Annotated in this window: 22 protein-coding genes; 13 read left to right on the forward strand and 9 right to left on the reverse strand. The window is 65.3% G+C overall.

Annotated features, from left to right (window positions below; all coding sequences use genetic code 11):
- Positions 1-36: 36 nt before the first annotated feature.
- Positions 37-696, forward strand: coding sequence for a sterol desaturase family protein (locus GTZ97_RS00265; protein ID WP_161648507.1), 660 nt, complete (start codon positions 37-39; stop codon positions 694-696).
- On the opposite strand, the gene GTZ97_RS00270 is transcribed toward GTZ97_RS00265, so the two are convergent.
- Positions 693-1,595 carry a LysR family transcriptional regulator gene (locus GTZ97_RS00270; RefSeq protein WP_161648508.1) on the reverse strand — a complete coding sequence of 301 codons (903 nt, stop codon included), beginning with the start codon at positions 1,593-1,595 and terminating at the stop codon, positions 693-695. The genes GTZ97_RS00265 and GTZ97_RS00270 overlap by 4 nt on opposite strands.
- A gap of 126 nt (positions 1,596-1,721) precedes the next feature.
- On the opposite strand from GTZ97_RS00270, the gene GTZ97_RS00275 reads away from it, so the two are divergent.
- Both GTZ97_RS00275 and GTZ97_RS00280 read left to right on the forward strand, forming a co-directional pair.
- On the forward strand, positions 1,722-2,267 hold the full coding sequence (locus tag GTZ97_RS00275) for a carboxymuconolactone decarboxylase family protein (RefSeq protein WP_161648509.1): 546 nt from the start codon (positions 1,722-1,724) through the stop codon (positions 2,265-2,267).
- Between the two features lie 10 nt (positions 2,268-2,277).
- On the forward strand, positions 2,278-3,873 hold the full coding sequence (locus GTZ97_RS00280) for a 2Fe-2S iron-sulfur cluster-binding protein (RefSeq protein ID WP_161648510.1): 1,596 nt from the start codon (positions 2,278-2,280) through the stop codon (positions 3,871-3,873).
- 9 nt (positions 3,874-3,882) lie between these two features.
- Here GTZ97_RS00280 and GTZ97_RS00285 read toward each other — a convergent pair whose 3' ends face one another.
- Entirely contained in the window at positions 3,883-5,454 is a 1,572-nt protein-coding gene (locus GTZ97_RS00285; protein ID WP_161648511.1) for an esterase/lipase family protein, read from the reverse strand.
- 209 nt (positions 5,455-5,663) lie between these two features.
- Between GTZ97_RS00285 and GTZ97_RS00290 the strand changes: the two genes are divergently transcribed.
- On the forward strand, positions 5,664-6,767 hold the full coding sequence (locus GTZ97_RS00290) for a hypothetical protein (RefSeq protein WP_161648512.1): 1,104 nt from the start codon (positions 5,664-5,666) through the stop codon (positions 6,765-6,767).
- 14 nt (positions 6,768-6,781) lie between these two features.
- On the opposite strand, the gene GTZ97_RS16840 is transcribed toward GTZ97_RS00290, so the two are convergent.
- Entirely contained in the window at positions 6,782-6,916 is a 135-nt protein-coding gene (locus GTZ97_RS16840) for a hypothetical protein (RefSeq protein WP_269089894.1), read from the reverse strand.
- A gap of 45 nt (positions 6,917-6,961) precedes the next feature.
- Here GTZ97_RS16840 and GTZ97_RS00295 point away from each other — a divergent pair, with 45 nt between their 5' ends.
- The 4 genes from GTZ97_RS00295 (at position 6,962) to GTZ97_RS00310 (ending at position 12,051) form a co-directional block, all read left to right on the forward strand.
- Positions 6,962-7,468 carry a hypothetical protein gene (locus GTZ97_RS00295; protein ID WP_161648513.1) on the forward strand — a complete coding sequence of 169 codons (507 nt, stop codon included), beginning with the start codon at positions 6,962-6,964 and terminating at the stop codon, positions 7,466-7,468.
- A 100-nt stretch (positions 7,469-7,568) separates the two neighbouring features.
- A complete protein-coding gene (locus GTZ97_RS00300) occupies positions 7,569-8,492 on the forward strand; it encodes a histone deacetylase family protein (RefSeq protein WP_161648514.1) in 924 nt (307 codons plus the stop codon).
- Between the two features lie 14 nt (positions 8,493-8,506).
- Positions 8,507-11,197: a bifunctional acetate--CoA ligase family protein/GNAT family N-acetyltransferase gene (locus tag GTZ97_RS00305; RefSeq protein ID WP_201748102.1), complete on the forward strand. Its 2,691-nt coding sequence runs from the start codon at positions 8,507-8,509 to the stop codon at positions 11,195-11,197.
- A complete protein-coding gene (locus GTZ97_RS00310) occupies positions 11,194-12,051 on the forward strand; it encodes a DMT family transporter (protein ID WP_330863515.1) in 858 nt (285 codons plus the stop codon). The genes GTZ97_RS00305 and GTZ97_RS00310 overlap by 4 nt, the downstream gene beginning before the upstream one ends.
- Before the next feature lie 300 nt (positions 12,052-12,351).
- Here GTZ97_RS00310 and gyrB read toward each other — a convergent pair whose 3' ends face one another.
- The 5 genes from gyrB to dnaA form a co-directional block, all read right to left on the reverse strand.
- A complete protein-coding gene (gene gyrB / locus GTZ97_RS00315) occupies positions 12,352-14,880 on the reverse strand; it encodes a DNA topoisomerase (ATP-hydrolyzing) subunit B (RefSeq protein ID WP_161648515.1) in 2,529 nt (842 codons plus the stop codon).
- 77 nt (positions 14,881-14,957) lie between these two features.
- Positions 14,958-15,842, reverse strand: a complete 885-nt coding sequence (locus tag GTZ97_RS00320) for a PEP-CTERM sorting domain-containing protein (RefSeq protein ID WP_161648516.1) — start codon at positions 15,840-15,842, stop codon at positions 14,958-14,960.
- Entirely contained in the window at positions 15,843-16,904 is a 1,062-nt protein-coding gene (locus GTZ97_RS16535; protein ID WP_236650926.1) for a PEP-CTERM sorting domain-containing protein, read from the reverse strand.
- Positions 16,905-17,053: 149 nt separating this feature from the next.
- Complete coding sequence (gene dnaN / locus GTZ97_RS00330) at positions 17,054-18,184, reverse strand: DNA polymerase III subunit beta (protein ID WP_161648517.1); 1,131 nt, start codon at positions 18,182-18,184, stop codon at positions 17,054-17,056.
- Positions 18,185-18,454: 270 nt separating this feature from the next.
- Complete coding sequence (dnaA, locus tag GTZ97_RS00335) at positions 18,455-19,915, reverse strand: chromosomal replication initiator protein DnaA (RefSeq protein ID WP_161648518.1); 1,461 nt, start codon at positions 19,913-19,915, stop codon at positions 18,455-18,457.
- Positions 19,916-20,121: 206 nt separating this feature from the next.
- On the opposite strand from dnaA, the gene rpmH reads away from it, so the two are divergent.
- The 4 genes from rpmH to yidC all read left to right on the forward strand — a co-directional run bounded on the left by rpmH (position 20,122) and on the right by yidC (position 22,916).
- Complete coding sequence (gene rpmH / locus GTZ97_RS00340; RefSeq protein ID WP_161648519.1) at positions 20,122-20,256, forward strand: 50S ribosomal protein L34; 135 nt, start codon at positions 20,122-20,124, stop codon at positions 20,254-20,256.
- A gap of 193 nt (positions 20,257-20,449) precedes the next feature.
- Complete coding sequence (locus GTZ97_RS00345; RefSeq protein WP_161648520.1) at positions 20,450-20,920, forward strand: ribonuclease P protein component; 471 nt, start codon at positions 20,450-20,452, stop codon at positions 20,918-20,920.
- 38 nt (positions 20,921-20,958) lie between these two features.
- The gene (yidD, locus tag GTZ97_RS00350) at positions 20,959-21,231 is read left to right on the forward strand and encodes a membrane protein insertion efficiency factor YidD (RefSeq protein ID WP_161648839.1); all 273 of its coding nucleotides are present in this window, start codon (positions 20,959-20,961) and stop codon (positions 21,229-21,231) included.
- Positions 21,228-22,916 carry a membrane protein insertase YidC gene (gene yidC, locus GTZ97_RS00355; RefSeq protein WP_236650927.1) on the forward strand — a complete coding sequence of 563 codons (1,689 nt, stop codon included), beginning with the start codon at positions 21,228-21,230 and terminating at the stop codon, positions 22,914-22,916. The genes yidD and yidC overlap by 4 nt, the downstream gene beginning before the upstream one ends.
- A 104-nt stretch (positions 22,917-23,020) precedes the next feature.
- Here yidC and GTZ97_RS16845 read toward each other — a convergent pair whose 3' ends face one another.
- On the reverse strand, positions 23,021-23,149 hold the full coding sequence (locus GTZ97_RS16845; protein ID WP_269089896.1) for a hypothetical protein: 129 nt from the start codon (positions 23,147-23,149) through the stop codon (positions 23,021-23,023).
- A gap of 160 nt (positions 23,150-23,309) precedes the next feature.
- Here GTZ97_RS16845 and mnmE point away from each other — a divergent pair, with 160 nt between their 5' ends.
- Positions 23,310-24,737, forward strand: coding sequence for a tRNA uridine-5-carboxymethylaminomethyl(34) synthesis GTPase MnmE (gene mnmE, locus GTZ97_RS00360; RefSeq protein WP_161648841.1), 1,428 nt, complete (start codon positions 23,310-23,312; stop codon positions 24,735-24,737).
- Positions 24,738-24,792: the final 55 nt, after the last annotated feature.

The raw sequence follows: 24,792 nt of genomic DNA on the forward strand, positions 1-24,792 counted from the left end.
TTGGCAAATATTACTGGCCTGCCTAGACTCGGGCCCATGCTTCACGACACCCAAGGTTTTCGGGCGCGTTACCGCGCCGGCATCCCGCGCTGGTACAACCCCTGGGCGCATGGCGGCTTCATGCTGGCCTGGGGCATGGGCGCGCTGTGGTGGTTCGGCCAGCAACTGCAGGCGGTACGCCCGCTGGAGTGGCTGACCATCCCGCTCGCACTCGTCTTTTTCAACTGGGGCGAGTACATGGTGCATCGCCACGCCGGCCATGTGAAGCGGCGCCTGGCGCAGCTCTTCTACAAGCGCCACACGGGCGATCACCACAGCTTCTTTGTCGAAGGGCAGATGGTGTACGAGACGCGGCAGGATTGGCGCGTGATCCTCTTCCCGCCATGGCTGGTGGTGGTGTTCAGCGCCGGCGCCTTCGGGCTGTGGTGGGCGCTCAAGGGTTGGCAGCCCAATGTGGCCGCGCTGTTTGCCCAGACGCTGCTGGCCGGCTACATGGGCTACGAGCTGATGCACGTGTGCGAACACCTGCCACGCGAACACTGGATCGCCCGGCTACCTGGCATCCGCCTGATGCACCGGCTGCATGCGCTGCACCACCGGCGCGACCTCATGCAGACGCGCAACTTCAACATCACCTTCCCGCTGTGGGATGTGTTGCTGGGCACGCTTGAGCGCGAGCCAAGCAAGAGGCCTTAGGGTAACTGCAGGACGGGGTCAGCCCGCAGGCGCTCGACGGCCAGGTCGAGAAAGCCGCGAACCTTCTGAGATGCGTGTCGCCCTTCGCTGTAGACGACATGCACGGGCAAGGGCGGCGGCTCGACATCGCGCAGCACCATCACGGCCCGGCCTTGTTGAACATGCTCGGCCACCTGATACGACAGCATGCGCGCAATGCCGAAGCCGTTCAACATGGCGCGCACAGCCGCATCGTTACTCGTGGTGGTGAGGCGAGGCTGAATGGGCTGGCGCATGCCCACGCCGTCCTTGACGAAGCGCCACTCCGAACCGACCGACATGGCCGCGGCAATCACGGTGTGGTGAGCCAGATCCTGCGGGGTGGTGGGCGTGCCGGCATGTCGCAGGTAATCCGGCGATGCACACAGCACCTGTCGCACCTGGCCGACCCTCACGGCATGCAGCCCTGAATCAGGCAAGTCGCCCACGCGTACGGCCACATCGACGCCTTCTTCGATCAGATTGACCACCCGGTCCACAAACCAGCACCGTGCATCCACGCCAGGGTACAGGCGCAGGTACTCGAGCACGATGGGGTTGACGTGGACGGCGCCCAGCAGCATGGGTGCCGTGACCGTGAGCGTGCCCTGGATCACCGCTTGCACGCCCGATGCGGCCTCTTCGGCGTCGCGGATCTCGGCCAGCAGGCGCCGGCAGTCTGCCGCGTAGCGCGCGCCCGCTTCGGTGACGCGCACAACACGCGTGGTGCGGTGAAGCAGGCGCACGCCGAGTCGCGCCTCCAGCTCGGCCACCGCACGCGTCACAGCGGGCGCGGGTTGCTTCATGCGCCTGGCTGCGCTGGCAAAGCCACCGTCCTCCACAACGGCAAGAAACAGCTCCATGGCTTGTAGTCGGTCCATTGTTTCTGGTTTTGTAGTGATGTGTTCGATCCGGCGCCCATTCTCAACGGCCGCTCACCCCGACATAGTGACAGCACACGAGGCCGACGCCCGTGACCTTCAACCCGATGTCCAAGGAGAGAACCCATGAACCGCCTCGCACTGATCGACACATCCAACGCCAACGATGAACAGGCCGCCTTGCTGCAAGCCATTGAGTCGCAGCTGGGCCGCGTGCCCAACTTTCTGCGCGTGTTCGCCAACTCGCCCGTGGCGCTTCGTGCCTTTCTGGGGCTACACCAGGTGGCTGCCGATGGTCTGCTGGACGCCCACACCCGCGAGCGCATTGCGTTGGCGCTGGCCCAGCAAAGCGGCTGCGAATACTGCGTGGCGGCTCATACCGAGATCGGGCGCAGCACGGGCTTGAGCACCGCTGAGATCGAGGCCGCACGCGCCGGCACCAGCCATGACCCGAAGGCCGCCGCGGCGGTCAAGCTGGCGCGCAGCCTGGCCGACAAGAAGGGCGAGGTCACGCTGGCCGAGCTGCTGGAGGCACGCCACGCGGGCTTCTCGGACGCCGAGTTGGTCGAGATCATCACGCACGTGGGACTCAACCTGCTGACCAACATCCTGGGCAAGGCCTCGCGCGTGGAAGTCGACTTCCCCCAGGTCAGCCTGCAACTGGCCGCCTGAGGAGCCGCCCATGTCGCGCGCCTACTCGGACATCCTGTTCACACCCCAGGTTCGCCTGATCCAGACGGACAGGGGCAGCCGAGCCCACTATGAAGCGCTGGACCACACCGCCGATCGGCGCGACCAGCTCTCGGCCCAGGAGGCGGCCTTCATCGAGGCGCGCGACGGCTTCTACCAGGCCACCGTGAGCCAGACCGGCTGGCCCTATGTGCAGTATCGCGGCGGCCCCCCGGGCTTCATCAAGGCGCTCGATGCCACCACCCTGGGCTACGCCGACTTCCGCGGCAACGTGCAGTACATCAGCGTGGGCAACCTGTCGCTGGACGACCGGGTGTCGCTCATCTTCATGGACTATGCCAACCAGCGGCGCCTGAAGCTGGTAGGGCGCGCGCGCCTGGTCGATGTGGCTGACGATCCGGCGCTGGTCGCCCGCTTGCGGATGCCGGGCTACCGGGCGGCGGTGGAACGGGCGGTCATCATCCATGTGGAGGGCTACGACTGGAACTGCCCTCAGCACATCACGCCCCGCTTCACTGAGCAGGAGATGGCCGCCATGCAGGCCCCGCTGCTGCGGCGGTTGCATGACCTGCAAGCGCAATTGGCAGACAGCCGTCCGCACGCGCCCGCCGCGGCCCCTACAGCAGAACTGGGTAACGGCCCGCTGGCGCTCGAGGTCACCGGCCTGCGGCGACGGGGGACCCAGGTGCTCGCCATCACCTTGTCGGCGCCGGGCGGTGGGGCGCTGCCGACGGTTGAAGCCGGGGCGCACCTGGAGGTGCCGGTGCGGCTGGACAGCGGCGAGGTCGTCATGCGTTCGTACTCGATCTGCTCGGACCCGTCGCGCTGCGACCACTACGAGATCGCGGTGTTGCGCCAGCCTGCGGGCCGAGGTGGCTCGGCCGCCATTCACGACCGCTATCGGCTGGGCATGCGGTTGCGCTGTGCGTTGCCAGTCAACCGCTTCCAGCTCGACGCGGGCAAACCAGCCGTGCTGATTGCAGGCGGCATCGGTATCACGCCGCTGCGGTCCATGGCGTTTGCGTTGGCGGCGCACGGTGTGCCCTTCCATCTGCATTACGCCGCGCGCAGGCGCCGCGAAGCGGCCTACCTGGATGAACTGATCGCCCGCTATCCAGGCCGTGTGTCGGTTTATGCCGGCGACGAGGGGCGGCGGTTTTCGCCCGATGCCGCGCTGGCCGGGGCCACACCGGATGCGCGGTTCTATGTCTGCGGGCCCATGTCGTTGGTCCGTGCGGTGAAGGCGTGGGCCAGATCGCACGGCATCGATGCCGATCGCATCCGCACAGAGCCCTTCAGCGTGACGCCAGGGCACGAAGACCGACCCGCGCGCGTGAGCCTGGCGCGCTCAGGCCGTGTGGTGGCCCTGTCCGCAGACCAAACCTTGCTGGAGGCCTTGTCGGCAGCCGGCGTCCATGTGCCTTCGAGCTGCGGCGTGGGCCAATGCGGCACCTGTGCCGTCAAGGCGCTGGCAGGCCGCGTCGACCACCGTGACACGGCACTGAGCGCGCAGGAACGCGAGCAGGCCTCGCTGGTTTGCGTTTGTGTGTCTCGCCCGATGGACGACGAACTGGTGCTCGACCTGTGAGCCGGCGGTTCAGCCCCAGCTCGACACCGACAGCAAGACCTGGCCCCTGATGCCTGGCGCCATCGTGGCACTGGCAAAAGGCGCGCGCACCTCAAAGCGGCTCTGGGCCATGGTCTGCTGCGTGAGCGCGTCGTTGCCGGGGGCCACGCCCGCGCCTTGCGAGTGCCAGCCATGGGCCACCTGCCAGGCGCCATCGGGCGTGGCGGGCGGCACGAGCTTGACCACCAGCTGGTCGCGAAACAGGTAGGCGCCTTCGAAGTGCCCATTGGGCCAGAAGCGGTTGTCGACCTCGTAGTCGGGCACGCGCACGCCGACGTCCATGTGATACGCCAGCGACGGGTCTTGCGGATTCACGCGGGCGCTGCACGCGAGGAACACGGTCGACAGGTAGATCAACCGCGCGCCTTTCTGCGCGGGGCGGGTGAGCTCGGCATGGGTGCGGCAGGCCGGTGAGTCTTCTTCGGCCACGCGCCGGGTGAGCTGCCAGCGTTTGCCACGCGGCGCGGCCTTGAGTTCGAACTGGTAAAGCGCCTCGACCTTTTGGCCCTTGAGCGCCGGGGGCAGGCCCACCTCGTCGACCTGCAGCCAGATGTCCACGCGCACATCACCAAACAGAAAGCGCACGAGGTTCTGATACGCCTCTTCGCTGTTGACCAGGCCGAAGTAGCCCGAGTGGGCGCGGTAGGCGTAACCGGTGGCGGCCGACTGCGTGACCTGCCCGGCCGCATCCAGCCCCCACAGCGAGGCGTTGGCGATCTTCACCAGGCCGTCGCTGCCATGGCCCACAAAGGCACGCGACAAGCCGGCGGCGGCTTCGTAATCGTTGCGGTTGGTGCCCACCATGCAGAACACGTTCTCGATCGGCAGCGCCGAGGCGGGCAGGTAATCCACCCGGCCATGCCGCTTGAGCACCTCCTTCATGTTGAGGAACTCGGCGATGCGCTCGCGGTTGAAGGTGTTCATCTCGCTGGCGCTCAGCCAGCTCGGAATGTTGATGCCGCCGACCTCAATGCCGTTGTGCGGCGTGCCATAGGTGAAGAGCTTGGCCACGGCCTTGCGCGCCTCGGCGCTGCCGAGCTTGGGGTTTTGCAGCAGGCCGCGGCACACCAGGCCGCCCATGGAGTGGGCCACGAGGTAACACTTGAAATCGGCCGGTGCGATGCCTTCGCGCGCCACCACCAGATCACGCACCCGCAGGATCAGGGCGTTGAGCGCCTTGACATAGGCCTCGATGGGCTGGGCCTTGCCGTCGCCCAGCAGGCGCGAGCCGCCGTCGTAGTAGCGATGGATGACGACCGAGCGCGCCGGAATGCCGGGCTGATCGCCCTTGGGCGACCAGTTGGGATCCATGATGTCGTAGCCGTCTTCGTAGATCTCCTGATAGCCGAACTCGCTCATCAGGCGCAATAACGGTGACTCGAAGATGAACTTGTTGGGTGGCCGCTGGCGATCGACGGCTGCGCGGTACACGGTCGAGCCCAGGTTGAAACCGCAGAAGGGATCGGCCGTGGTGTCATCGCGCTCGGCCACCGTCATGGCATAGCCGCGCACGTAGATGATGGGGTAGTGGGGCGCTTGCATGCGTGATGCCTCCGTGACCTGTGAGCGTGTGTATGTCAATCAGATTTTGCTGTGGGTGAAACGTTTCAGCCACTCACATCTGCATCAGTTGTTGACCAAGGTCGAGGGTTGGATACACCTGCTGTCATCGCCCCCCGCTAGACTGCCTCCCGGCGCCAGTGTTTGAGTGTTCCTGGTCCATCCCGTTACAACCTCGTAGGAACCGACACATGACCAGCAACTGGCGTGGCCTCGTCACGGCCGCCGCATGGGCAATCGCCGCCCTTTCCACCACCCCCTTCACTTCGGCTCAGGCTTCAGGCTATGCCGTGCGCGACCTCGGCACGCTCGGGACCGGCGGCTTGACGCTGCCTTACGCGATCAATGACCAGGGCTGGGTCACCGGTGTCTCATACGTGGGCGACCAGCGTCAGGCGTTTCTGTGGCGGCCCGGCGCCGGCATGCAGTCGCTGGGCACTTTGGGCTTCGGTCATCCCGAAAGCGCCGGGCTCGACATCAACAACCGCGGTCAGGTCGTGGGCTGGAGCCGGCCGGCCGAGTCCTGGTTCGACACCAACGGCGTGGTGTGGTCACCCGGCCAACCCGCGCGAGACATGGGCTCGGTCAGCGTGGTGGCCATCAACGACCGCGGCGAGATGGTGGGCAGCCACCGCGTCTCGGCCGACGGCACGGTCAGCGCGTTGCCCGAGGGCTTTCGCGCCGGGGCCATCAACAACCATGGCCATGTGGCCGGCACGATGATCACCGAGCAGGGTCAGCATGTGTTCACGCTGGAGGGCGGCACGCTGCGCGAGTTGCCTGCCCTGAGCGACCCCTTCGAGTGGGCTCTGGCCGAAGCGATGAACGACCACGGGTTGGTGGTGGGCGCGAGCGCACAGGGCGGCGACACGCACGCCGTGTTGTGGCGTCAGGGCGCGCTGGTCGACCTGGGTGACTTTGGCGGCGGGGCGTTCATGAGCCGTGCCTACGGCGTCAACAACGGTGGTTACATCGTGGGCTTTGGCACGGCCGACGGGGTCGGCCTGGGCGAGCAGCGCGCCGCGCTGTGGACGCCGGATCTGGAGATGCGCGACATCAACGACATGCTGCAGCCCGGATCGGGTTGGACGCTGACCAGCGCCATGGGCATCAATGCCCACCGCCAGGTCATTGCGCTGGGCTACAACAGCGTGGGCGAGTACCGCGCCGTGTTGCTCACGCCGATGCCGGAGCCGTCGACGATCGGCTTCCTGGCTGCCGGCATGATGCTGGGCCTGTGGCTCAAGGGCCGGCGCTACGGCCCGCCCGTGCGTGGGGCGGCCATCGCGGCCTGAGCCAGCCCGCTGTGTCAGCCGCAGTCGTGGCCGGCACAGCATTCCAGAATATAGGCGAAGTTGGCGACTTCAGGGCGCCGTTGCAAACAAACGCCGAAGCCGGTGGGGCGTGCCAATTTCTTCCACCACGGCGGGCGCGCTTTCTGCATGATGGGGGTGATTGCCTTGCAACCACTTCACCGGAGGAAGACGCCATGAACTGGTTCGACAACGTCTCGTCAGACAGCGATCAGCCCATCGCTGCGGCCTGCCTTGTGCAGGGCCACTGGCGGCACGCGCTGCATCCCTACGCGGAGCCGGTGCTGTGCCGGGTCGTCCTGGACCTGGCCGAGCCCCGTGTGGTGGCCGCCCAGGCGATCGACCACGGCACCGTGACCGACCTGGGCAGCAGCGAGTTGGAAGACCTCACCCAGGCGCTGATGGCCCAGGAGGTACACCACCAGCCCAAGGCCTGGGGCTTTGCACCTTGCACCATGCTGCCGGTCTGGGCCCGTCCCAGCTTCTCGGAAAGCCAGCTGGAAGAGCTGGAGCGCATCGACGGCTACCTGATCGAGGCCTCGGAAGAAACCATCGAGGATGTGCTGCGCCTGCGCGAGCAGTTCCTGCGCGGCATCGGCATGACCGACCAGCACATCCTGACGGCCACCCGCTCACCCGAGCAAGGCCCGGTTTGCCGTAAAGGAGGGCGGCTGGTGAACTGATTGCCGCAGTAGGCCAGTCGGGCAGCGTTGCCGGCCGCAGGCACGGCGGCCTACACTCGGTTACATCAGACGCCCCACCCGGGCGCGACGAGGAGACCCGATGCTGGCGGCGTACATCACGCATCCGGACTGCGCCCGCCACGACATGGGCGCGCAACATCCCGAGTGCCCCCAACGGCTGGGGGCCATCCATGATCAGCTGCTGGCGCGTGGCTTTCTGGATTACATGGTGCCGTACGACGCGCCGCTGGCCACGCCCGAGCAACTTGGACGGGCCCACAGCGCGCTGTATGTGCAGGAGCTGATGGCGCTGGCGCCGCAGGAGGGCATCCTGCAGGTCGACCCCGACACCAGCATGTGCCCCCACACGCTGCAGGCCGCCTTGCGCGCCGCCGGTGCCGCCATTGAGGCGACCGATCTGGTGCTGGCAGGCCAGGTGGGCACGGCCTTCTGTTCGGTCCGGCCCCCCGGTCATCACGCCGAGCACGCGGCAGCAATGGGTTTCTGCTTCTTCAACAACGTGGCCGTGGGCATCCGTCACGCACTGGATGTGCACGGCCTGGGTCGCGTGGCGCTGATCGATTTCGACGTCCACCATGGCAACGGCAGCGCCGACATCTTCCAGGGCGACGAGCGGGTGCTGATGTGCTCGATCTTCGAGCGCGGGCTTTACCCCTTTAATGGCGACGAGGCCACGGGACCGAACATGGTCAATGTGGGCCTGCCGACCCGCTCGGGCAGCGATGCCTTTCGCGAGGCCGTGACGCAACACTGGCTGCCGGCGCTGGAGGCCTTTCGCCCGGAGTTGATCTACATCTCGGCCGGCTTCGACGCACACCGCGACGATGACATGGGCAATCTTGGCCTGGTCGACGCCGACTACGAATGGGTGACCGAGCAGCTGGTGGCCGTGGCGCAGCGCCATGGCCAGGGCCGCGTGATCTCGTGTCTGGAAGGTGGCTACGTGCTCGATGCGCTGGGCCGTGCGGCAGCCGCCCATGTGAAGGCGCTGATCGGCGCCTGAGAAAGCACTCCATCATGGATCAGCACTACCTCGCGCCCCTCTTTGCGCCCCGCAGCATCGTGGTGTTTGCAGGCTCATCTCAACCAGAGGAAGCCGCCACCCCGCAAGCCGCCGCCTTGCTGCAGGCCCTGAAGGCCCAGCGCTACAAGGGCCAGCTGCAGTTCGTCAGCACGCGCACCAGCGGCACGCTGGCCGACCTGATGCAGATCAAGGCTGATCTGGCGCTGATCGCCCTGCCGCCAGCCGAGGTGGCCGCCGCCATCGAGCTGGCCGCGCGCATGGCCTGCCAGGCGGTGATGGTCTTGTCGGCCGGCATTGACGCCGACCAGGCCACGGCCTGGCACAAGCAGGCGCGCCGCGAAGGCCTCCACCTGCTGGGGCCCAACTGTCTGGGATTTCAACGGCCGGCGCTGAGCCTGAACGCCGGCACGATGGGCCCGCTGGCCGAGCCCGGCCCGCTGGCGCTGGTGTCGCAATCGGGCTCGCTGACGGCGGCCATGCTGGACTGGGCTGTGCGCAATGGCGTGACGTTCTCGTCGGTCGTCTCGCTCGGCCCGCACCCGGGTATTGGCCTGGCCGAGACACTTGATTTCCTCGCCAACGACCCGCACACGCAAAGCATCCTGATCTACATGGAAGGCATCCGCGATGCGCGGCGTTTCATGAGCACGCTGCGCTCGGCCGCCAACGCCAAGCCGGTGATCGTGCTCAAAGCTGGCCGGCGTGCGGCCGGTCGTGCCGCAGCCCGCACGCACAGCGCCGCCATGGTCGGCGACGACGAGGTGTTTGACGCCGCCCTGCGCCGAGCCGGCGCCGTGCGGGTGAAGTCGTACGACGAGATGTTCTCGGCGGCGAAGTGCCTGGCTTCGCGCTTTCGGCCTGCGGGCAAGCGCCTGGCCGTGCTCACCAATGGCGGGGGGCCGGGTGTGCTGGCGGCCGATTGGGCCAATGACATTGATCTGGCGCTGGGCCAGTTGTCGCCCGAGACCGCTGAGGCGCTGCGCGCCGCCTTGCCACCCACGGCCTCGCTCGTCGACCTGGTCGATCTGTCGGAAGATGCCGAGCCCGCCCACTTCGCCACCGCGCTGCAGGCCGCCAACCGCGACCCGGGTGTGGATGGCTTGCTGATGATTTACTCGCCCAAGCCCGGTGCCGATGCGACGGCCTACGCGCGCGCGGTCGCCGGCTGCAAGCCGGGGCTGTCCAAGCCGCTGCTGACTTGCTGGATGGGCGATGAATCGGTGGTCGAAGCGCGCCAGGTGCTCAACGACGCCCACATCCCCACCTACCGCACGCCCGAATCGGCCGTGGGCGCCTTCGGCAACCTCAGCTCGTTCTACCAGAACCAGACCCTGCTGCAGCAGACGCCGCCCCCGTTGTCGACGCTGGCCAAGCCCGACATCGAAGGCGCGCGGCTGGTGATCGAAGGCGTGCTGGCCGAACGCCGCAAGGTGCTCACCGAGATGGAATCGAAGACGCTGCTGTCGGCCTTCCACATCCCGGTGACCGAGACCATCCTCGCGCGCACGGCGCACGAGGCCATGATGATCGCCACGCAGCTGGGCTTTCCGGTGGCGCTCAAGATCGACTCGCCCGACATCTCGCACAAGTCCGACGTGCAGGGTGTGGCGCTGAACATCACCAACGGCGCGGGCGTGCGCGACACCTTCCACGACATGATGGAGCGGGTCAAGCGCTTGCGACCGGACGCCCGCATCAACGGCGTGACCGTGCAGCAGATGGCGCGCACCCGTTCGGGCCGCGAGATCTGCATCGGCGTGGTGACCGACGATGCCTTCGGTCCGGTGATCGCTTTTGGCGCGGGCGGCACGATGATCGAGCTGATCGATGACCGCGCCATGGAGCTGCCCCCACTCAACCAGTATCTGGCCCACCGGCTGATCGAGCGCGCCCGCGTGGCCGACACGCTGGGCGAGTGGCGCGGCCTGCGCCCGGTGGACCTGGATGCCGTCGAGCGCATCCTGCTGCGCGTCTCGGAAATGGTGTGCGAGCTGCCGCAGCTGCGCGAGATGGACATCAACCCCATCATCGTGGACGAAGACGGCGCCATCTCGGTCGATGCGCGCATCGTGATCGACAGCGGCCCGCACGCGCTCGGTGGCCGCGCCGGCCACTACAGCCACCTGCCCATCCTGCCGTATCCGGCGCGGCTGGAGCAGGTGTGGCCGCTGCGGGGTGGCGGAGAGTACACCGTGCGCCCCATCCATACCGACGACGCGCAGATGCTGCAAGAGCTGGTGCAAAGCCTCTCGCCCGAAAGCCGCTACTTCCGCTTCGTCTCGAGCATGACCGAGTTGCCGCCACCCATGCTGGCCAAGCTCACCCTGATCGACTACGACCGCGAGATGGCGCTGGTGGCCGTCTACCGCGAGCGGCGCGCGCAAGAAAACGGCGAGATCGTCGAGCGCGAACGCATCATCGGCGTGTCGCGCTACATCACCAACCCCGACCAGACCAGCTGCGAGTTTTCGCTGGTGGTGGCCGATGACTTCAGCGGCAAGGGCCTGGGCTCACGCCTGATGGAAAGCATCATGGACGTGGCCCGCGACCGGGGACTGTCCGAGATCATCGGCCTGGTGCTGACCAACAACGGCGGCATGCTGCGCCTGATGCGCAGCCTGGGCTTCACGGTCAAGCCCTACCCGGATGACCCGGACTTCCGGCTGGTGACGCACCCGCTGTGAACCCCGCCACCCCAACGCGCTCGCCCCGCGCCATGGTCATGCTCATGACCTGCGTGGCCATGGTCGCCTTCGCGGCCAACTCGCTGCTGACCCGCGCGGCGTTTCAGACCACGACCATCGATGCGGCCTCGTTCACCGCCATCCGCATGGCCTCGGGCGCGCTGGTGCTGGCGTGGATCCTGAGGCAGCAGGGCGGCCAGATGGTGGGCCACCGCAGCAGCTGGATGTCCGCCGCGCTGCTGTTCGGCTATGCCGCGGCCTTCTCCATGGCCTACCGCGACATCAGCACCGGCGCGGGCGCCCTGGTGTTGTTTGCCACAGCCCAGTTGACGATGATCACGTATGGCCTGTACCAGGGCGAGCGCGCCAGCGTCTGGGGCGTGCTGCTCGCGCTGGGCGGCCTGGCGGCCTTTCTCGCGCCGTCGGCCTCGGCGCCCCCGATGGGCGCGGCCGCGTGGATGGTGCTGGCGGGCCTGGCCTGGGGCGGCTTCTCGCTGATGGGCCGCTCAGGCGGCACGCCCGTGGCCCACACCGCCAGCAGTTTTGTGTACGCGGTGCCCATGGCCGCCGTCTTGCTGCTGATTCAGGCGCCACGGCTTGAGCTCGACCCGCCCGGCGTGGTGTACGCGCTGCTGTCCGGCAGCGTGGCCTCGGGCCTGGGCTATGTCGTGTGGTACTGGGTGCGCGTGCGGCTGACCGCCATCAGCGCCGGCGCCGTGCAGCTGTCGGTGCCGGTGATCACGGCCGCCCTGGGCGTGGTGCTGCTGGGCGAGACTGTCTCGCTTCAAGCCGCGGCGTGCGCCCTGGTCACCCTGGGCGGGATCGCGTGGGTGACGTTGACGGCGCGGCGGTAGGCTGCTTGACGATCACCTTGTGCGTGGCGATCAGTGCCCTGAATGGCTCACTGGTCACCCCCCGCGAGCCAAAGGCCCAGACCTCGCGGTCAGGCAGGTGCTGCATGAGGATGGTCCGCAGGATCGTTCGGTGCCTGGGCTGAAGCGAGACCCGGCGGCACCGGGTTCTCGTCAAGCATGGCGCGATGCAAAGCGTGGCAGTTGGTCCTCGGTGTGCGCGGTGATGTGGCGCATCTTCCGGTAACCAAACCATGCTTCGACATCGTCGATCAGACCCCTTCCTGCAGCCATGCGCATCCGTCAAGCGTCGATGTTCGTCGCCCGCAGCGCATTGCTCTCGATGAAATCGCGTCGCGGCTCGACCTCATCGCCCATGAGCATGGTGAACACGCGGTCGGCCTCGATGGCGTCTTCGATCTGCACGCGCAGCAGGCGGCGCACGTTCGGGTCCATCGTGGTTTCCCACAGCTGCTCGGGGTTCATCTCGCCCAGGCCCTTGTAGCGCTGGCGTCCCACCGAGCTTTCGGCCTGCTGCATCAACCAAGCCATGGCCGCACGGAAGTCGGTGACCTTGGCTTCCTTGGTTTTCTCGCCTTCGCCACGCTTGACCACGGCATCCTCGCCCAGCAGGCCCTTGAAGGTGACGCCGGCCTTGGCCAGCGCTTCGTAGTCGGCGCCATGCACAAAGTCAGCGTTGATGATGCTCGACTTGGTGTTGCCGTGGAAGATGCGGCTGATGCGGAGAATGTGCTTGTCCAATCGTGCGTCGTACTCGGCCGTGACCTCGGCGTTGTGCAGCGCAGCCTTGAGCGCTGCAGCGCTCGCTTCGGCATCGGCCTGGGTATCGAGGTTGAGTGTCAGGCCGTTGGCCATGGCGCGCAGCGCCTCGATGTCCATCCAGTTGCCCAGGCGCTCGATCACGCTGTTGGCCGTCACGTAAGCGCGGGCCAGCTCCTGCAATTGCTCACCGGCAATGGCCGGGCGGCCGCCACCGGGCTCGACCACGGCGCTGTCCAACGCCACCTTGGTCAGGTACTCGTCGAGCGCGTGGGCGTCCTTGAGGTATTGCTCCTGCTTGCCGTGCTTGACCTTGTAGAGCGGCGGCTGCGCGATGTAGATGTGGCCGCGCTCGACCAGCTCGGGCATCTGGCGGAAGAAGAAGGTCAGCAGCAGGGTGCGGATGTGGGCGCCGTCCACGTCCGCGTCGGTCATGATGATGATGCGGTGGTAGCGCAGCTTATCGGGGTTGAAATCGTCGCTGCCCGCGCCGCGACCAATGCCGGTGCCGAGTGCGGTGATCAACGTGAGAATTTCGTTGCTGGTCAGCAGCTTTTCGTAGCGGGCCTTCTCGACGTTCAGGATCTTGCCGCGCAAGGGCAGGATGGCCTGGAACTTCCGGTCGCGGCCTTGCTTGGCCGAGCCACCGGCGGAGTCACCCTCCACGATGTAGATCTCGCACAGCGCCGGGTCTTTTTCCTGGCAGTCGGCCAGTTTGCCGGGCAGGCCCAGGCCATCGAGCACACCCTTGCGGCGTGTCATTTCCCGAGCCTTGCGCGCCGCTTCGCGCGCGCGGGCAGCCTCGACGATCTTGCCGCAGATGATCTTGGCGTCGTTGGGGTTCTCAAGCAGCCAGTCGGTCAGCTTGCTCGCCACGATTTCTTCGACCGGGCCGCGGACCTCCGAGCTCACCAGCTTGTCCTTGGTCTGGCTGGAGAACTTGGGCTCGGGCACCTTGACGCTGACCACGCAGGCCAGGCCTTCACGCATGTCATCACCCGAGACATCGACCTTGGCCTTCTTGGCCAGCTCGTTGTCTTCGATGTACTTGTTGATGACGCGGGTCATCGCGGCGCGCAGGCCGGTGAGGTGGGTGCCGCCATCGCGCTGCGGGATGTTGTTGGTGAAGCAGAGAACGGATTCGTTGAAGCTCTCGTTCCACTGCATCGAGACTTCGACGCCGATGTTGGTGCCCTGATCCGACAGCTTGTCGCCGACTGCGTGGAAGATGTTCGGATGCAGGACGTTCTTGCCCTTGTTGATGAACTCCACGAACCCGCGCACGCCGCCCGCATAGGCGAAGTTGTCTTCCTTGTTGTTGCGCTCGTCGACCAGGCGGATCTTCACGCCATTGTTCAGGAACGAGAGCTCACGCAGACGCTTGGCCAGGATGTCGTAGTGGTACTCGTTGTTCTCCTTGAAGATCTCGGTGTCGGGCAGGAAGTGGACTTCCGTGCCGCGCTTGTCGGTGTCACCGATGATCTTCATGGGGCTGATTTCAACGCCGTCACGCACTTCGATCTGGCGATCTTGCGGCACGCCCTGTTTGAACTCGATGTAGTGAACCTTGCCTTCGCGGCGCACCGTCAGGCGCAGCCACTTGCTCAGGCCGTTCACGCAGCTCACGCCCACACCGTGCAGGCCACCCGACACCTTGTAGCTGTTCTGGTTGAACTTGCCACCCGCGTGCAGCTCGGTCAGCGCGATCTCGGCCGCCGAGCGCTTGGGCTCGTGCTTGTCGTCCATCTTCACGCCGGTGGGAATACCGCGGCCGTTGTCGATGACCGAGATCGAGTTGTCGGTGTGAATGGTGACGACGATGTCGTCGCAGTGGCCGGCCAGGGCTTCGTCGATGGAGTTATCGACGACCTCAAAGACCAGGTGGTGCAGGCCAGTGCCATCCGACGTGTCGCCGATGTACATGCCCGGGCGCTTGCGCACCGCCTCCAGCCCCTCCAGGATCTGGATGCTGCCTTCGCCATAGCCCGTGTCCGCGCCGGGCGCGGGCTGGTTCTGAGGCTGCTGGTCAGGAGAAGGCGTCACGTCGCTCATGGAATGGCCCTGGGAATGAAAAAGAGCCCTGACGCACTCGACAGGGCTCTGACATTTTAGCCGGCTTAAGGGATGCTTCAGCTGGCTTGCTGACGACGGCGTTGCCGGGCTGCGACCGCGATGCCACCGAGGCCGAGCAGCATGAGGCCATAGGTGGAGGGCTCAGGGACAGGTGTGATGTTCAAGACAATCGAACTCGTCTGAATCAGGGGAAACTGGAAGGCCTGCTCGTAATCGCTGTTATTCTGAAACGAGAACAAACTTGTGAAGGTCGTATTGGCCAGGTCAAAGGCGTAGCGCGGAGTTTCGCTCTGAACTGTCCCGCTTGCGGAAAACACATGAGAGGTCATATAAAGATACGGCCCTCCCAAGTTAGAAATCAGATCAACAGTGATCCCCGCCGTTCCACCGGCAAGCGTTTTGATCAATGATTGATCCAGTGAAAGCTCCTGGCTGATGTTCAGCGAAAACGTGACAGACGTGTACGGCGAGAGCGTAAACGAAGCCAGACCGCCTTCGTATTCGTAGACAGCGGCTCTGCTGATCCGCGCCCTTCCATATTCGACACCCCCCGGCCCCGCTGAATTGACGGACTGGATGGCCGCCGAAAGCTGTGCGTCAGAGAATGACACTGACGTCTCAGTAAACCCCCCGCGTCTGACAAGCCTGGCCGCATCCGCCTCATCCGATATTGCGGTGGTGCCGCTTGTCGGAATATGACTGACCATGTAGCTTTCCCAGGGGTTCCCTGTGTACTGGGCGCCTGCGGCATCGCCAACCGCAAGGCGGGCGCGTTGATTTGGGAAACTCAACTTGGGCGCGATGGAATCACGCAGATTCAGGTCTTGTAACGTATACGACACGTCCACAGTCGTCTTCAACGCCACTGCTGAAGAAGCAAATACACCGCTCGACGCTGTCAGTATGAACAATGCCGGTAAAAAGTGAACTGAGAACTTCATTCATTGCCGCTCACGTCTTTTATCATTTTTGACAGCTTGACGTTGCCGTGCTGCAGCCACGACGCCACCCAGGCCAAGTAGCATCAGGGCATAGGTAGACGGTTCCGGGATGGCCGGGGTGACAGGCGGGAAGCCCGGGTCAACCGGCGGATCAATGGGGGGCCACTCAGGATCGACAGGATCCGTCCAGTGCTCATAAGCGTACACATCCGCGTAAGCACTCAAGACGAAGTCGAAGTTAATGTCCACTGCGTCGGATGACCCGTTGTAGTAGCCAATGGCGGCAGCGAACGACATTGCACGCTCGACAGCTTCAGGCTGCTCCGTTCCGCCCATCATGAACGATGCTGCGACAGCGTCGGAGACGATGTCAGGATACAGCGCAGCAAAGTCTTCGGGCACCTCTGGCGGGACTTCGCTGACCAGCCACATATGAAAAGACGCGGAGCCTGAGACGGAAGCGGCCAACTGATTGTTGGAGAGTTGCTGGGCGAAGGTGCCATCCGCCAGAGCACCTGGCAGCGCACTGGCACTGAGGTTGACGCTGGCTTCGACGATCAGCGCAGTACGGGCCGAAAGCGTGAGGGCAAATTCGCCATCAAGAGCCAATGGCAGGCCGGCCGTTTCATCGATACCCGAACCATAAAAGTTGGCTATACCACCCGTGCGACCCAACAAGGTGCCCGTCATGGCCGGCAGTGCGCCAACCTCTGCCGCAGTAAGGCGGGACTGGACATTGAGCATTCCAGGGCTGTAGTCGAGCGAAAGCAGCCCGTCCGGTGTCGACTTGGAAAAGGCCGGTGCCGAAAACAACGTACCGGCAAGTGGGGTGAAGTCAATGGACTCCGTACCTTGCCATTGAGCCATCACAAGGCCCACTGTGCTCAGTCCGCTGAACTGGATCCATGGATCGACGCCGTCATCTGGATCCAGATCAACCAGCCTGAAAGTCAGACCCGATGCTGTGGCACGGACGTCAATGGCATTGGCATCTGCACTTTGTGCGAAGCCCCCCAGCATGCCTGCGATCAACGCAGCAGCGGCCCACTGATTCAAACGCATGGCCCTCTCCCCTCCTGTTAAATGTAGGTTAGAGGCTAGCGCGAACTTGCCGCCTTCACCACCCACCGAAGGAGGGGCAGGCCCGAATCAGTCGGGCGTTCATCCCCGAAACGCAGGTGTGTGGCAATGCGTCACCCCAGCGCAACCACTTAGATGCGCATCGGCATCACCACGTACTTGAAGCCTTCGTACTCGGGGTTGGTGATCAGCGCCGAGCTGTTGGCGTCCTGCAGGGACACGGTGACCATGTCCTGGCTCATATTGGCCAGCACGTCCATCAGGTAGCTCACGTTGAAACCGATTTCGAAGCTGTCGCCGCCGTAGTCGATTTCGAGCTCTTCCTTGGCCTCCTCCTGCTCGGCGTTGCTCGAGGCGATGCTCAGCAGCCCCGGGGCGAAGTTCATGCGCACACCCTTGAACTTTTCCGACGTCAGGATGGCCGCCCGTTGCAGTGAGGCCAGCAAGGCCGTGCGACCCACGGTGATGTGGTTCTTGTGGTTTTTGGGGATGACGCGGTTGTAGTCGGGGAACTTGCCCTCGACCAGCTTGGTGACGAACTCCAGGCCGCCAAAGTTGAACTTGGCCTGGTTGCCGGCAAAGCGCATCTCGATGACGGGCTCGGCCTCGCCTTCCTTGACCTTGCTGTCGTCCTTCAGAAGCCGCTGGAGCTCGAGCACGGTCTTGCGGGGCAGGATGACCTCCTGGCGGGGCATTTCGACGTCCAGCGTGGCCTGAGACAGCGCCAGACGGTGACCATCGGTGGCGACCAGGGTGAGGGTCTTGCCTTCTGCGACGAACAGGATCCCGTTGAGGTAGTAGCGAATGTCGTGCACCGCCATGGCGAAGTGCACCTGGCTGATCAGCATCTTCAGCGTCTTTTGCGGCACGCTGAAGGCCGGGCCGAAGTCGGCAGCCTCCTGGACCAGTGGGAAGTCTTCAGCGGGCAGCGTCTGCAGCGTGAAGCGGCTCTTGCCGCCTTGCAGTGTCAGCCGGTTCTGTGCCGCGGTCAGCGAGACGATCTGGTCAGCAGGCAGGCTCTTGAGGATGTCTGCCAGCTTCTTGGCGCCCACGGTAGTGGCGTAGCTGCCGTCGTCGCCATCGAGTTGGGCGGTGGTGCGGATCTGGATTTCGAGGTCGCTGGTGATCAGTTCAACGTCGGGGCCCTGCTTGCGGATCAGGACGTTGGCCAAGATGGGCAGAGTGTGGCGCCGCTCCACGATGCCGCCCACTGCTTGCAGGGCGGCCAGGATTTTTTCTTGGGCTGCTTTCAACACAATCATCTTAGTCTTTCAAACTGGTCGTTGTAGTAGAGGATGACTTTCGCTGTGAACAACGCTATTTTGTCCTGATCCATCAAGGATTTACGCCCCGGGCAAGTCTGTGGATCGTACCCGGCTTCGTGATGGGGACAACAGACAACAACTTTGGAAAACGCGACAGCCCTGTGGACAACAGGGTGCTTGTTCCAGTCTTGTCCACAGCGTTATGACTTGACAGCGGGCGAAAAAAAAGAGGCCAGTGCGGCCTCTGGTCCACGAACTGACGTCCGATCATCCCTTGAGCGTCTGTTCCAGCACGTGCAGTTGCTGGTTGAGCTCGGTGTCCTTGGCGCGGTCGCCGGCGATCTTGCGACAGGCGTGCAGCACGGTGGTGTGATCGCGGCCGCCGAACAGCTCGCCGATCTCGGGCAGGCTTTTCTGGGTCAACTCCTTGGCCAGGTACATGGCAATCTGGCGGGGCCGGGCGATCGAGGCCGGGCGCTTCTTGGAGTACATGTCGGCGACCTTGATCTTGTAGAAATCGGCCACCGTCTTCTGGATGTTTTCCACCGAGATCTGCCGGTTCTGGATGGACAGCAGGTCCTTCAGGGCTTCGCGGGCCAGGTGGATGGTGATTTCCTTGTGACTGAACTTGGCGAAGGCCAGCACCTTGCGCAGCGCGCCTTCGAGCTCGCGCACATTGGCGCGCACGTTCTTGGCGACGAAGAAGGCAACATCCTCTGGCATCTCGATGCCTTCCTGAGCGGCCTTCTTGATCAGGATGGCCACGCGCATTTCGAGCTCGGGTGGCTCGATGGCCACCGTCAGGCCCGAGTCGAAGCGCGAGGTCAGCCGCTCATCGATGTTGGCCAGACCCTTGGGATAGGTGTCCGACGTCATGATGATGTGCGCCTTCTTGGCCAGCAGGGCCTCGAACGCGTTGAAGAATTCTTCCTGCGTACGGTCTTTGCCAGCGAAGAACTGCACGTCATCGATCAGCAGCAGGTCGAGCTGGTGGTACTTGGCCTTGAGCTCGTCAAAGGTCTTGCGCTGATAGTTCTTGACCACGTCACTGATGAACTGCTCGGCGTGCAGGTACAGGATGCGCGCATCGGGGTTGTCGGCCAGCAAGGCATTGCCGACGGCGTTCATCAGGTGGGTCTTGCCCAGACCCACGCCGCCGTAGATGAACAGCGGGTTGTACATGTGGCCGGGGCTGCCGGCCACATGCAGCGCGGCGGTGCGCGCCATCTGGTTGGCACGGCCCGGCACGAGGTTGTCGAACGTGAGGGCCGGATTCAGCCCCATGGCCTGGTGGCTCGGCCGCCGCGCGGGTTCGGGCGCCATGGCAGGCTGAGATGCGGCCGGCTCGGCGCGGGCCACCTGGGCGTTGGGCGGCAGCGCGCGGGCAGGCATGGCGGACCCTGGGCGTGCCATTCCGCCCATGGGAGCAGGTGCCATGCGGGGGGCCAGGGTGATGTCGAGACGGACAGGACCATCGATCAGCCCGGCGAGAATGCTTTCCAGACGCGCGCTGTATTGCGTGCGGATCCAGTCGAGCATGAAGCGATTGGGCACGCGCACAGCCAGCACGGTGGCGCCGTCCTGCCGGCTCGCCTCGGCTTCGGGCAGCGGGCGGATCCAGGTATTGAACTGCTGTTCGGGCAATTCGGTGGCCAGGCGCTCACAGCAGCGCGCCCACAGTTGGGCCAGGTCGGTCAGACCCGTTGCAGGCAATTCGGCGGCACTCATGTTGTGGACAAGTCCTTCCTTGGGAGGCGAATTCTAAGCATGTTCGGCCCGGTGTCACCTGGGTTATCCACAGTTTTTTTGTCCCCCGTCAGGGGGCATGGCGAGAGTCTGTTGGCCACGGCCTGCAGGCAAATGGTTGACCGCTTGTGGAAAAGCTGATGTAATCGCGGGTTTCGCCGACCCGGTCCGTTGGCTGAAGGATCATCATGAAACGTACCTACCAACCCTCCAAGACCCGTCGCGCCCGTACCCATGGCTTTCTGGTTCGCATGAAGACCAAGGGCGGCCGCAAGGTGCTGAACGCCCGTCGCGCCAAGGGCCGCAAGCGTCTGGCTGTCTGAGCTGTCTGAACGTTGCTGTTCCCCGGTCGGGCCTTCTCGAAGGCCGATGGGGTCGGGCAGACAACGTGATGCAACAGCCAAAACAGCAGCGCGTGGCAGCAGTGTCTCTGTTGCTGCCTGCATGTGAGCAAGGCCGGGCCTGTGCCCGGCTTTGTCACGCTCGGGGCGGCCATCTTCAGTGGACAACGCAGCCGTGAAGCCAACCAGTCTGACGCCGTCGGATTTCCAGAGGGCTCTGGGCACACGTCCCGTGTGCCGCACGGCCCACTTCTCGTTGCATGTGTTGTGGCGTGAGGTTCCGGCGGTGGCATCGCAGGCCGCGGGGGAGTTGTCAACACCCCCACGGGTCAAGCCGTGTGGTGCTGTGGATGACTCGGGCGGCCGGTTGGGCTTGGTGTTGCCCAAGAAGCAGGCTCGCCGCGCCGTGACGCGCTCGCTGATTCGCCACCAGGCGCGGGAGTCGGTGCTGCGCCACGCGGCGCAGACCTGTTCCCGCTGGCAGGCTGGCCGGGCGGCTTCGCGATCCATCGACGCCTGGGTGCTGCGCCTGACCCGCGGTTTTGACCGCACCGAGTTCCCCAGTGCGGCGTCGGACGCGCTGCGTGTCGCCGTGCGTGCGGAATTGGACGAACTGTGGGCGCGTGCGGCGCGGGTTCAGGCATGATGCGCGTGCTGTGTCGTCTGGCGGCAGGGCTGGGGCGGATGGTCAATCGCCTGCTGATTGGCCTGGTGACGGCTTATCGTCTGCTGCTCAGCCCGTGGCTGGGATCGGCCTGCCGTTTTACGCCCACCTGCTCGCAGTACGCCCTGGATGCGTTGCACCGTCATGGCCCGGCCGCCGGTTCCTACCTGGCGGCACGGCGGCTGTTGCGCTGCCATCCGGGCTGCGCCGGCGGGCACGACCCGGTACCGGACCGTGCGCCGGGCCTGTTCACCCGTTTCTGTCAACCTTCGTCGGATTCACCTCGACCATGATCAACAACGATATGCGCCGCGTCCTGCTGTGGTCGGTGTTTGCCTTCTCACTGCTGATGTTGTGGGACGGCTGGTTGCGCCACACCGGGCAGCCCTCGCTGTTTGCGCCGACGCCAGCGGCGCCCGCCCAGGCCGCCAGCGGACCGGCGCCCGACGCCACCGTGCCGCAAGCTGGTAGCACCCTGGCCGGCAATGCACCCGCAGGGGCGACACCGGCCGGCACTGGCGGCGCGACGCCAGCGCGGGGCGAGCTCATCACGCTCACCACCGACGTGCTCAAGGTCACGGTTGATACGCTGGGCGGCAGCCTGGTTCGTGCCGAGTTGCTGCAGCACCGTGCTTCGGGTGGGCAAGAGGGCAACATGGTGCTGTTTGACCGTTCAGGCGCCAAGACCTATGTGGCCCAGTCGGGCCTGATTCACAGCACACCCGGCGGTGTGCCCACGCATTTGACGCCGTTTACGGTGCAATCGACCGAACGGGCGCTGGCCGATGGCGCCGATGCGCTCGTGCTGAAGCTGGCTTCGGAGCCGGTGGGCGGCGTTCAGCTGGTGCGCACCTATACCTTCCAGCGTGGCAGCTATGTGGTGGGTGTCCAGCAGGAGGTGGTCAACCAGTCCGAGCAGGCGATCAGCCCGCAGCTGTACGTCCAGCTGGTGCGTGATGGCTCGCTGATCCACGAAGGCCCCGACGTGTGGGGTGCGCCGCAGTCGTACACCGGGCCGGCTTTCTATACGGAAGAGTCGAAGTTCCGCAAGGTGGAGTTCACCTCCATCGACAAGAACGAGGCGGACTTCCAGAAGACCGCCGACAACGGCTGGGTGGCCATGGTGCAGCACTACTTCACTGCGGCCTGGCTGAACACCGACAAGATGCCGCGCGAGTTCTTTGCGCGTCGCGTCGAGGGCAGCAATCTGTACGCAGTCGGCATGCTGTTCCCCGTAGGCGAGGTGGCAGCCGGTGGCAGCAAGACGCTGGCGGCGCAGCTGTACGTGGGCCCGCAGGAAGAGAACAAGCTCAGCGCGCTGGCGCCGGGGCTCGAGCTGGTCAAGGACTATGGCTGGACGCACCTGCTGGCCAAGCCGCTGTTCTGGTTGCTCGACAAGATTCATGGTGTCGTAGGCAACTGGGGCTGGGCCATCGTGCTGCTGGTGGTGCTGCTCAAGGCGGCTTTCTATGGCCTGAATGCGAGCGCCTACCGCTCGATGGCCAAGATGAAGGCACTGAACCCGCGCATCCAGGCGCTGCGCGAGTCGCTCAAGGACAACCCGCAGCAGATGCAGCAGGAGATGCTGAAGATCTACCGCGAGGAGAAGGTCAACCCGATCGGTGGCTGTCTGCCCATCCTGATCCAGATCCCGGTGTTCATCGCCTTGTATTGGGTGCTGTTGTCGTCGGTTGAGATGCGTGCCGCGCCGTGGGTGGGCTGGATCACCGACCTGTCGGTCAAGGATCCGTACTACGTGCTGCCGCTGCTGATGACCGCCTCGACGCTGCTGCAGACCTGGCTGAACCCGACGCCGCCGGATCCCCTGCAGGCCAAGCTGATGTGGATCATGCCGCTGATGTTCTCGGTGCTGTTCTTCTTCTTCCCGGCTGGCCTGGTGTTGTACTGGCTGACCAACAACCTGCTGTCGATTGCCCAACAGTGGTACATCAACCGCAGCCTCGGGGTGCAGAACTGAGCAGTTGCCGCCAGGTGATGCACCAAAATGAAAAGCCGCCAGGGTCCGCCCGGCGGCTTTTTTCGTGGGGCCCCGGCGCGCAGCAGGGCAAGGCGGCGAGGCGCTCAGTCGCGCGCGCGGCGCAGCACGCTCAGCGAAATGGCCACTGCGGCCAGAGCCACAGGCCACCAGCCTTGGGCGTCGGCCGGGACGGGGGACTGAAAGTGCAGCGCTTGGGCAAGCAGGTCGAGCATCGGGAACCTCCGGTTGACTTGAATGGTCGGTTGTTGCGGTGCAACATTGGTGCCAACATGCTGGCCCGGCGATGTGACACCCCCGTGACGCAGGGGGTGGGCCATCCAGGAACGACAATGCGAGGCTCATGGTGAGCAGCGGGCGAGGCAGCAAGGGATGATCTGGGCACAACGCAATGAACCCATCGTGGCAGTGGCCACGGCACCGGGCCGGGGCGCGGTGGGCATCGTGCGCGTATCAGGCAAGGGGCTGGCGCCGCTGGCGCTGGCGCTGTGCGGCCGGGCGCTGCAGCCGCGGGTGGCGCATTACGGGCCTTTTCTGGATGCGGGTGGTGAGGCGCTGGACCATGGCCTGTCACTGTTCTTTCCGGCGCCGCACAGCTACACCGGCGAGGATGTGCTTGAACTGCAGGGTCATGGCGGCCCGGTGGTGATGCAGTTGCTGCTGGCGCGCTGCCTGGCGGCGGCGGCCGAGGCCGATCCGGCCACAGGCCGGCCCCGCTTGCCGGGCCTGCGTCTGGCCGAACCGGGCGAGTTCACCCAACGGGCCTTTCTGAACGACAAGATCGATCTGGCGCAGGCCGAGGCCATTGCGGATCTGATCGATGCCAGCACCGAGGCGGCCGCCCGGTCGGCCACGCGCTCGCTGGGCGGGGCGTTCTCCCGGCAGATCGAGGCCCTGTGCGACCAGCTCATCAACCTGCGCATGCTGGTGGAAGCGACGCTGGACTTCCCGGAAGAAGAGATCGACTTTCTGGAGAAGGCCGACGCGCGGGGCCGACTGGACCGACTGGCCGCGGCGCTGGACGGCGTGCTGACCCAGGCCCGCCAGGGTGCGCTGCTGCGCGAGGGCCTGCAGGTGGTGCTGGCCGGGCAGCCCAACGCAGGCAAGAGCTCGCTGCTCAATGCGCTGGCCGGCGCCGAACTCGCCATCGTCACGCCGATCGCGGGCACGACGCGCGACAGGGTCAGCGAAACCATCCAGATCGAAGGTGTCCCGCTGCACGTGATCGACACGGCCGGCCTGCGCGCTGAAGAGGAAGCCAGCGACGAGGTCGAGCGCATCGGCATGGCGCGCAGCTGGGAGGCCATCGGTCAGGCCGATGCCGTGCTGTTCCTGCACGACCTGACCCGGCTGGGGGAGCCTGCTTACGCCGCGGCCGACGCGGCGATCGCGGCGCGTCTGCCGCAGGGCGTGTCGGTGGTCCATGTGTTCAACAAGGCCGATGCGGCGTGCCTGTCGGCGGCGGCGGCCGAAGCTGTTCAGCCGGCCGGCCCCGTGATCGCTCTGTCGGCGCGCACGGGCGAGGGGCTGCAGTCCTTGCGCCAGACCTTGCTGGACATGGCCGGCTGGCAGGCCGTGCCCGAGGGCGTGTTCATCGCGCGTCAACGCCACGTCCAGGCGCTGCGCGCGGCGCGTGAGCACCTGATGGTGGCGCAGGCCCATGCCGCACTGAACGACGGTGCCCTCGACCTTTTGGCCGAGGAGTTGCGGTTGGCGCACAACGCCTTGGGTACGATCACGGGCGCGTTCTCGGCAGACGACCTGCTGGGTGAAATATTCACGCGTTTCTGCATCGGCAAATGACGCTTGGCGCCATCCTTCCTGAAAAGTTGTGAATTCCTACCCAAACGGGTAGCTT

The sequence above is a fragment of the Aquabacterium fontiphilum genome (assembly GCF_009909205.1).
GTDB lineage: Bacteria > Pseudomonadota > Gammaproteobacteria > Burkholderiales > Burkholderiaceae_C > Aquabacterium > Aquabacterium fontiphilum.

What these genes read in the sequence shown, in the direction of transcription:
- GTZ97_RS00265 (WP_161648507.1), top strand. Translation starts at nt 37, where the DNA reads ATGCTTCACGACACCCAAGGTTTTCGGGCGCGTTACCGCGCCGGCATC.
- GTZ97_RS00270 (WP_161648508.1), bottom strand. Translation starts at nt 1,595, where the DNA reads ATGGACCGACTACAAGCCATGGAGCTGTTTCTTGCCGTTGTGGAGGAC.
- GTZ97_RS00275 (WP_161648509.1), top strand. Translation starts at nt 1,722, where the DNA reads ATGAACCGCCTCGCACTGATCGACACATCCAACGCCAACGATGAACAG.
- GTZ97_RS00280 (WP_161648510.1), top strand. Translation starts at nt 2,278, where the DNA reads ATGTCGCGCGCCTACTCGGACATCCTGTTCACACCCCAGGTTCGCCTG.
- GTZ97_RS00285 (WP_161648511.1), bottom strand. Translation starts at nt 5,454, where the DNA reads ATGCAAGCGCCCCACTACCCCATCATCTACGTGCGCGGCTATGCCATG.
- GTZ97_RS00290 (WP_161648512.1), top strand. Translation starts at nt 5,664, where the DNA reads ATGACCAGCAACTGGCGTGGCCTCGTCACGGCCGCCGCATGGGCAATC.
- GTZ97_RS16840 (WP_269089894.1), bottom strand. Translation starts at nt 6,916, where the DNA reads ATGCAGAAAGCGCGCCCGCCGTGGTGGAAGAAATTGGCACGCCCCACC.
- GTZ97_RS00295 (WP_161648513.1), top strand. Translation starts at nt 6,962, where the DNA reads ATGAACTGGTTCGACAACGTCTCGTCAGACAGCGATCAGCCCATCGCT.
- GTZ97_RS00300 (WP_161648514.1), top strand. Translation starts at nt 7,569, where the DNA reads ATGCTGGCGGCGTACATCACGCATCCGGACTGCGCCCGCCACGACATG.
- GTZ97_RS00305 (WP_201748102.1), top strand. Translation starts at nt 8,507, where the DNA reads ATGGATCAGCACTACCTCGCGCCCCTCTTTGCGCCCCGCAGCATCGTG.
- gyrB (WP_161648515.1), bottom strand. Translation starts at nt 14,880, where the DNA reads ATGAGCGACGTGACGCCTTCTCCTGACCAGCAGCCTCAGAACCAGCCC.
- GTZ97_RS00320 (WP_161648516.1), bottom strand. Translation starts at nt 15,842, where the DNA reads ATGAAGTTCTCAGTTCACTTTTTACCGGCATTGTTCATACTGACAGCG.
- GTZ97_RS16535 (WP_236650926.1), bottom strand. Translation starts at nt 16,904, where the DNA reads ATGCGTTTGAATCAGTGGGCCGCTGCTGCGTTGATCGCAGGCATGCTG.
- dnaN (WP_161648517.1), bottom strand. Translation starts at nt 18,184, where the DNA reads ATGATTGTGTTGAAAGCAGCCCAAGAAAAAATCCTGGCCGCCCTGCAA.
- dnaA (WP_161648518.1), bottom strand. Translation starts at nt 19,915, where the DNA reads ATGAGTGCCGCCGAATTGCCTGCAACGGGTCTGACCGACCTGGCCCAA.
- rpmH (WP_161648519.1), top strand. Translation starts at nt 20,122, where the DNA reads ATGAAACGTACCTACCAACCCTCCAAGACCCGTCGCGCCCGTACCCAT.
- yidD (WP_161648839.1), top strand. Translation starts at nt 20,959, where the DNA reads ATGGTCAATCGCCTGCTGATTGGCCTGGTGACGGCTTATCGTCTGCTG.
- yidC (WP_236650927.1), top strand. Translation starts at nt 21,228, where the DNA reads ATGATCAACAACGATATGCGCCGCGTCCTGCTGTGGTCGGTGTTTGCC.
- GTZ97_RS16845 (WP_269089896.1), bottom strand. Translation starts at nt 23,149, where the DNA reads ATGCTCGACCTGCTTGCCCAAGCGCTGCACTTTCAGTCCCCCGTCCCG.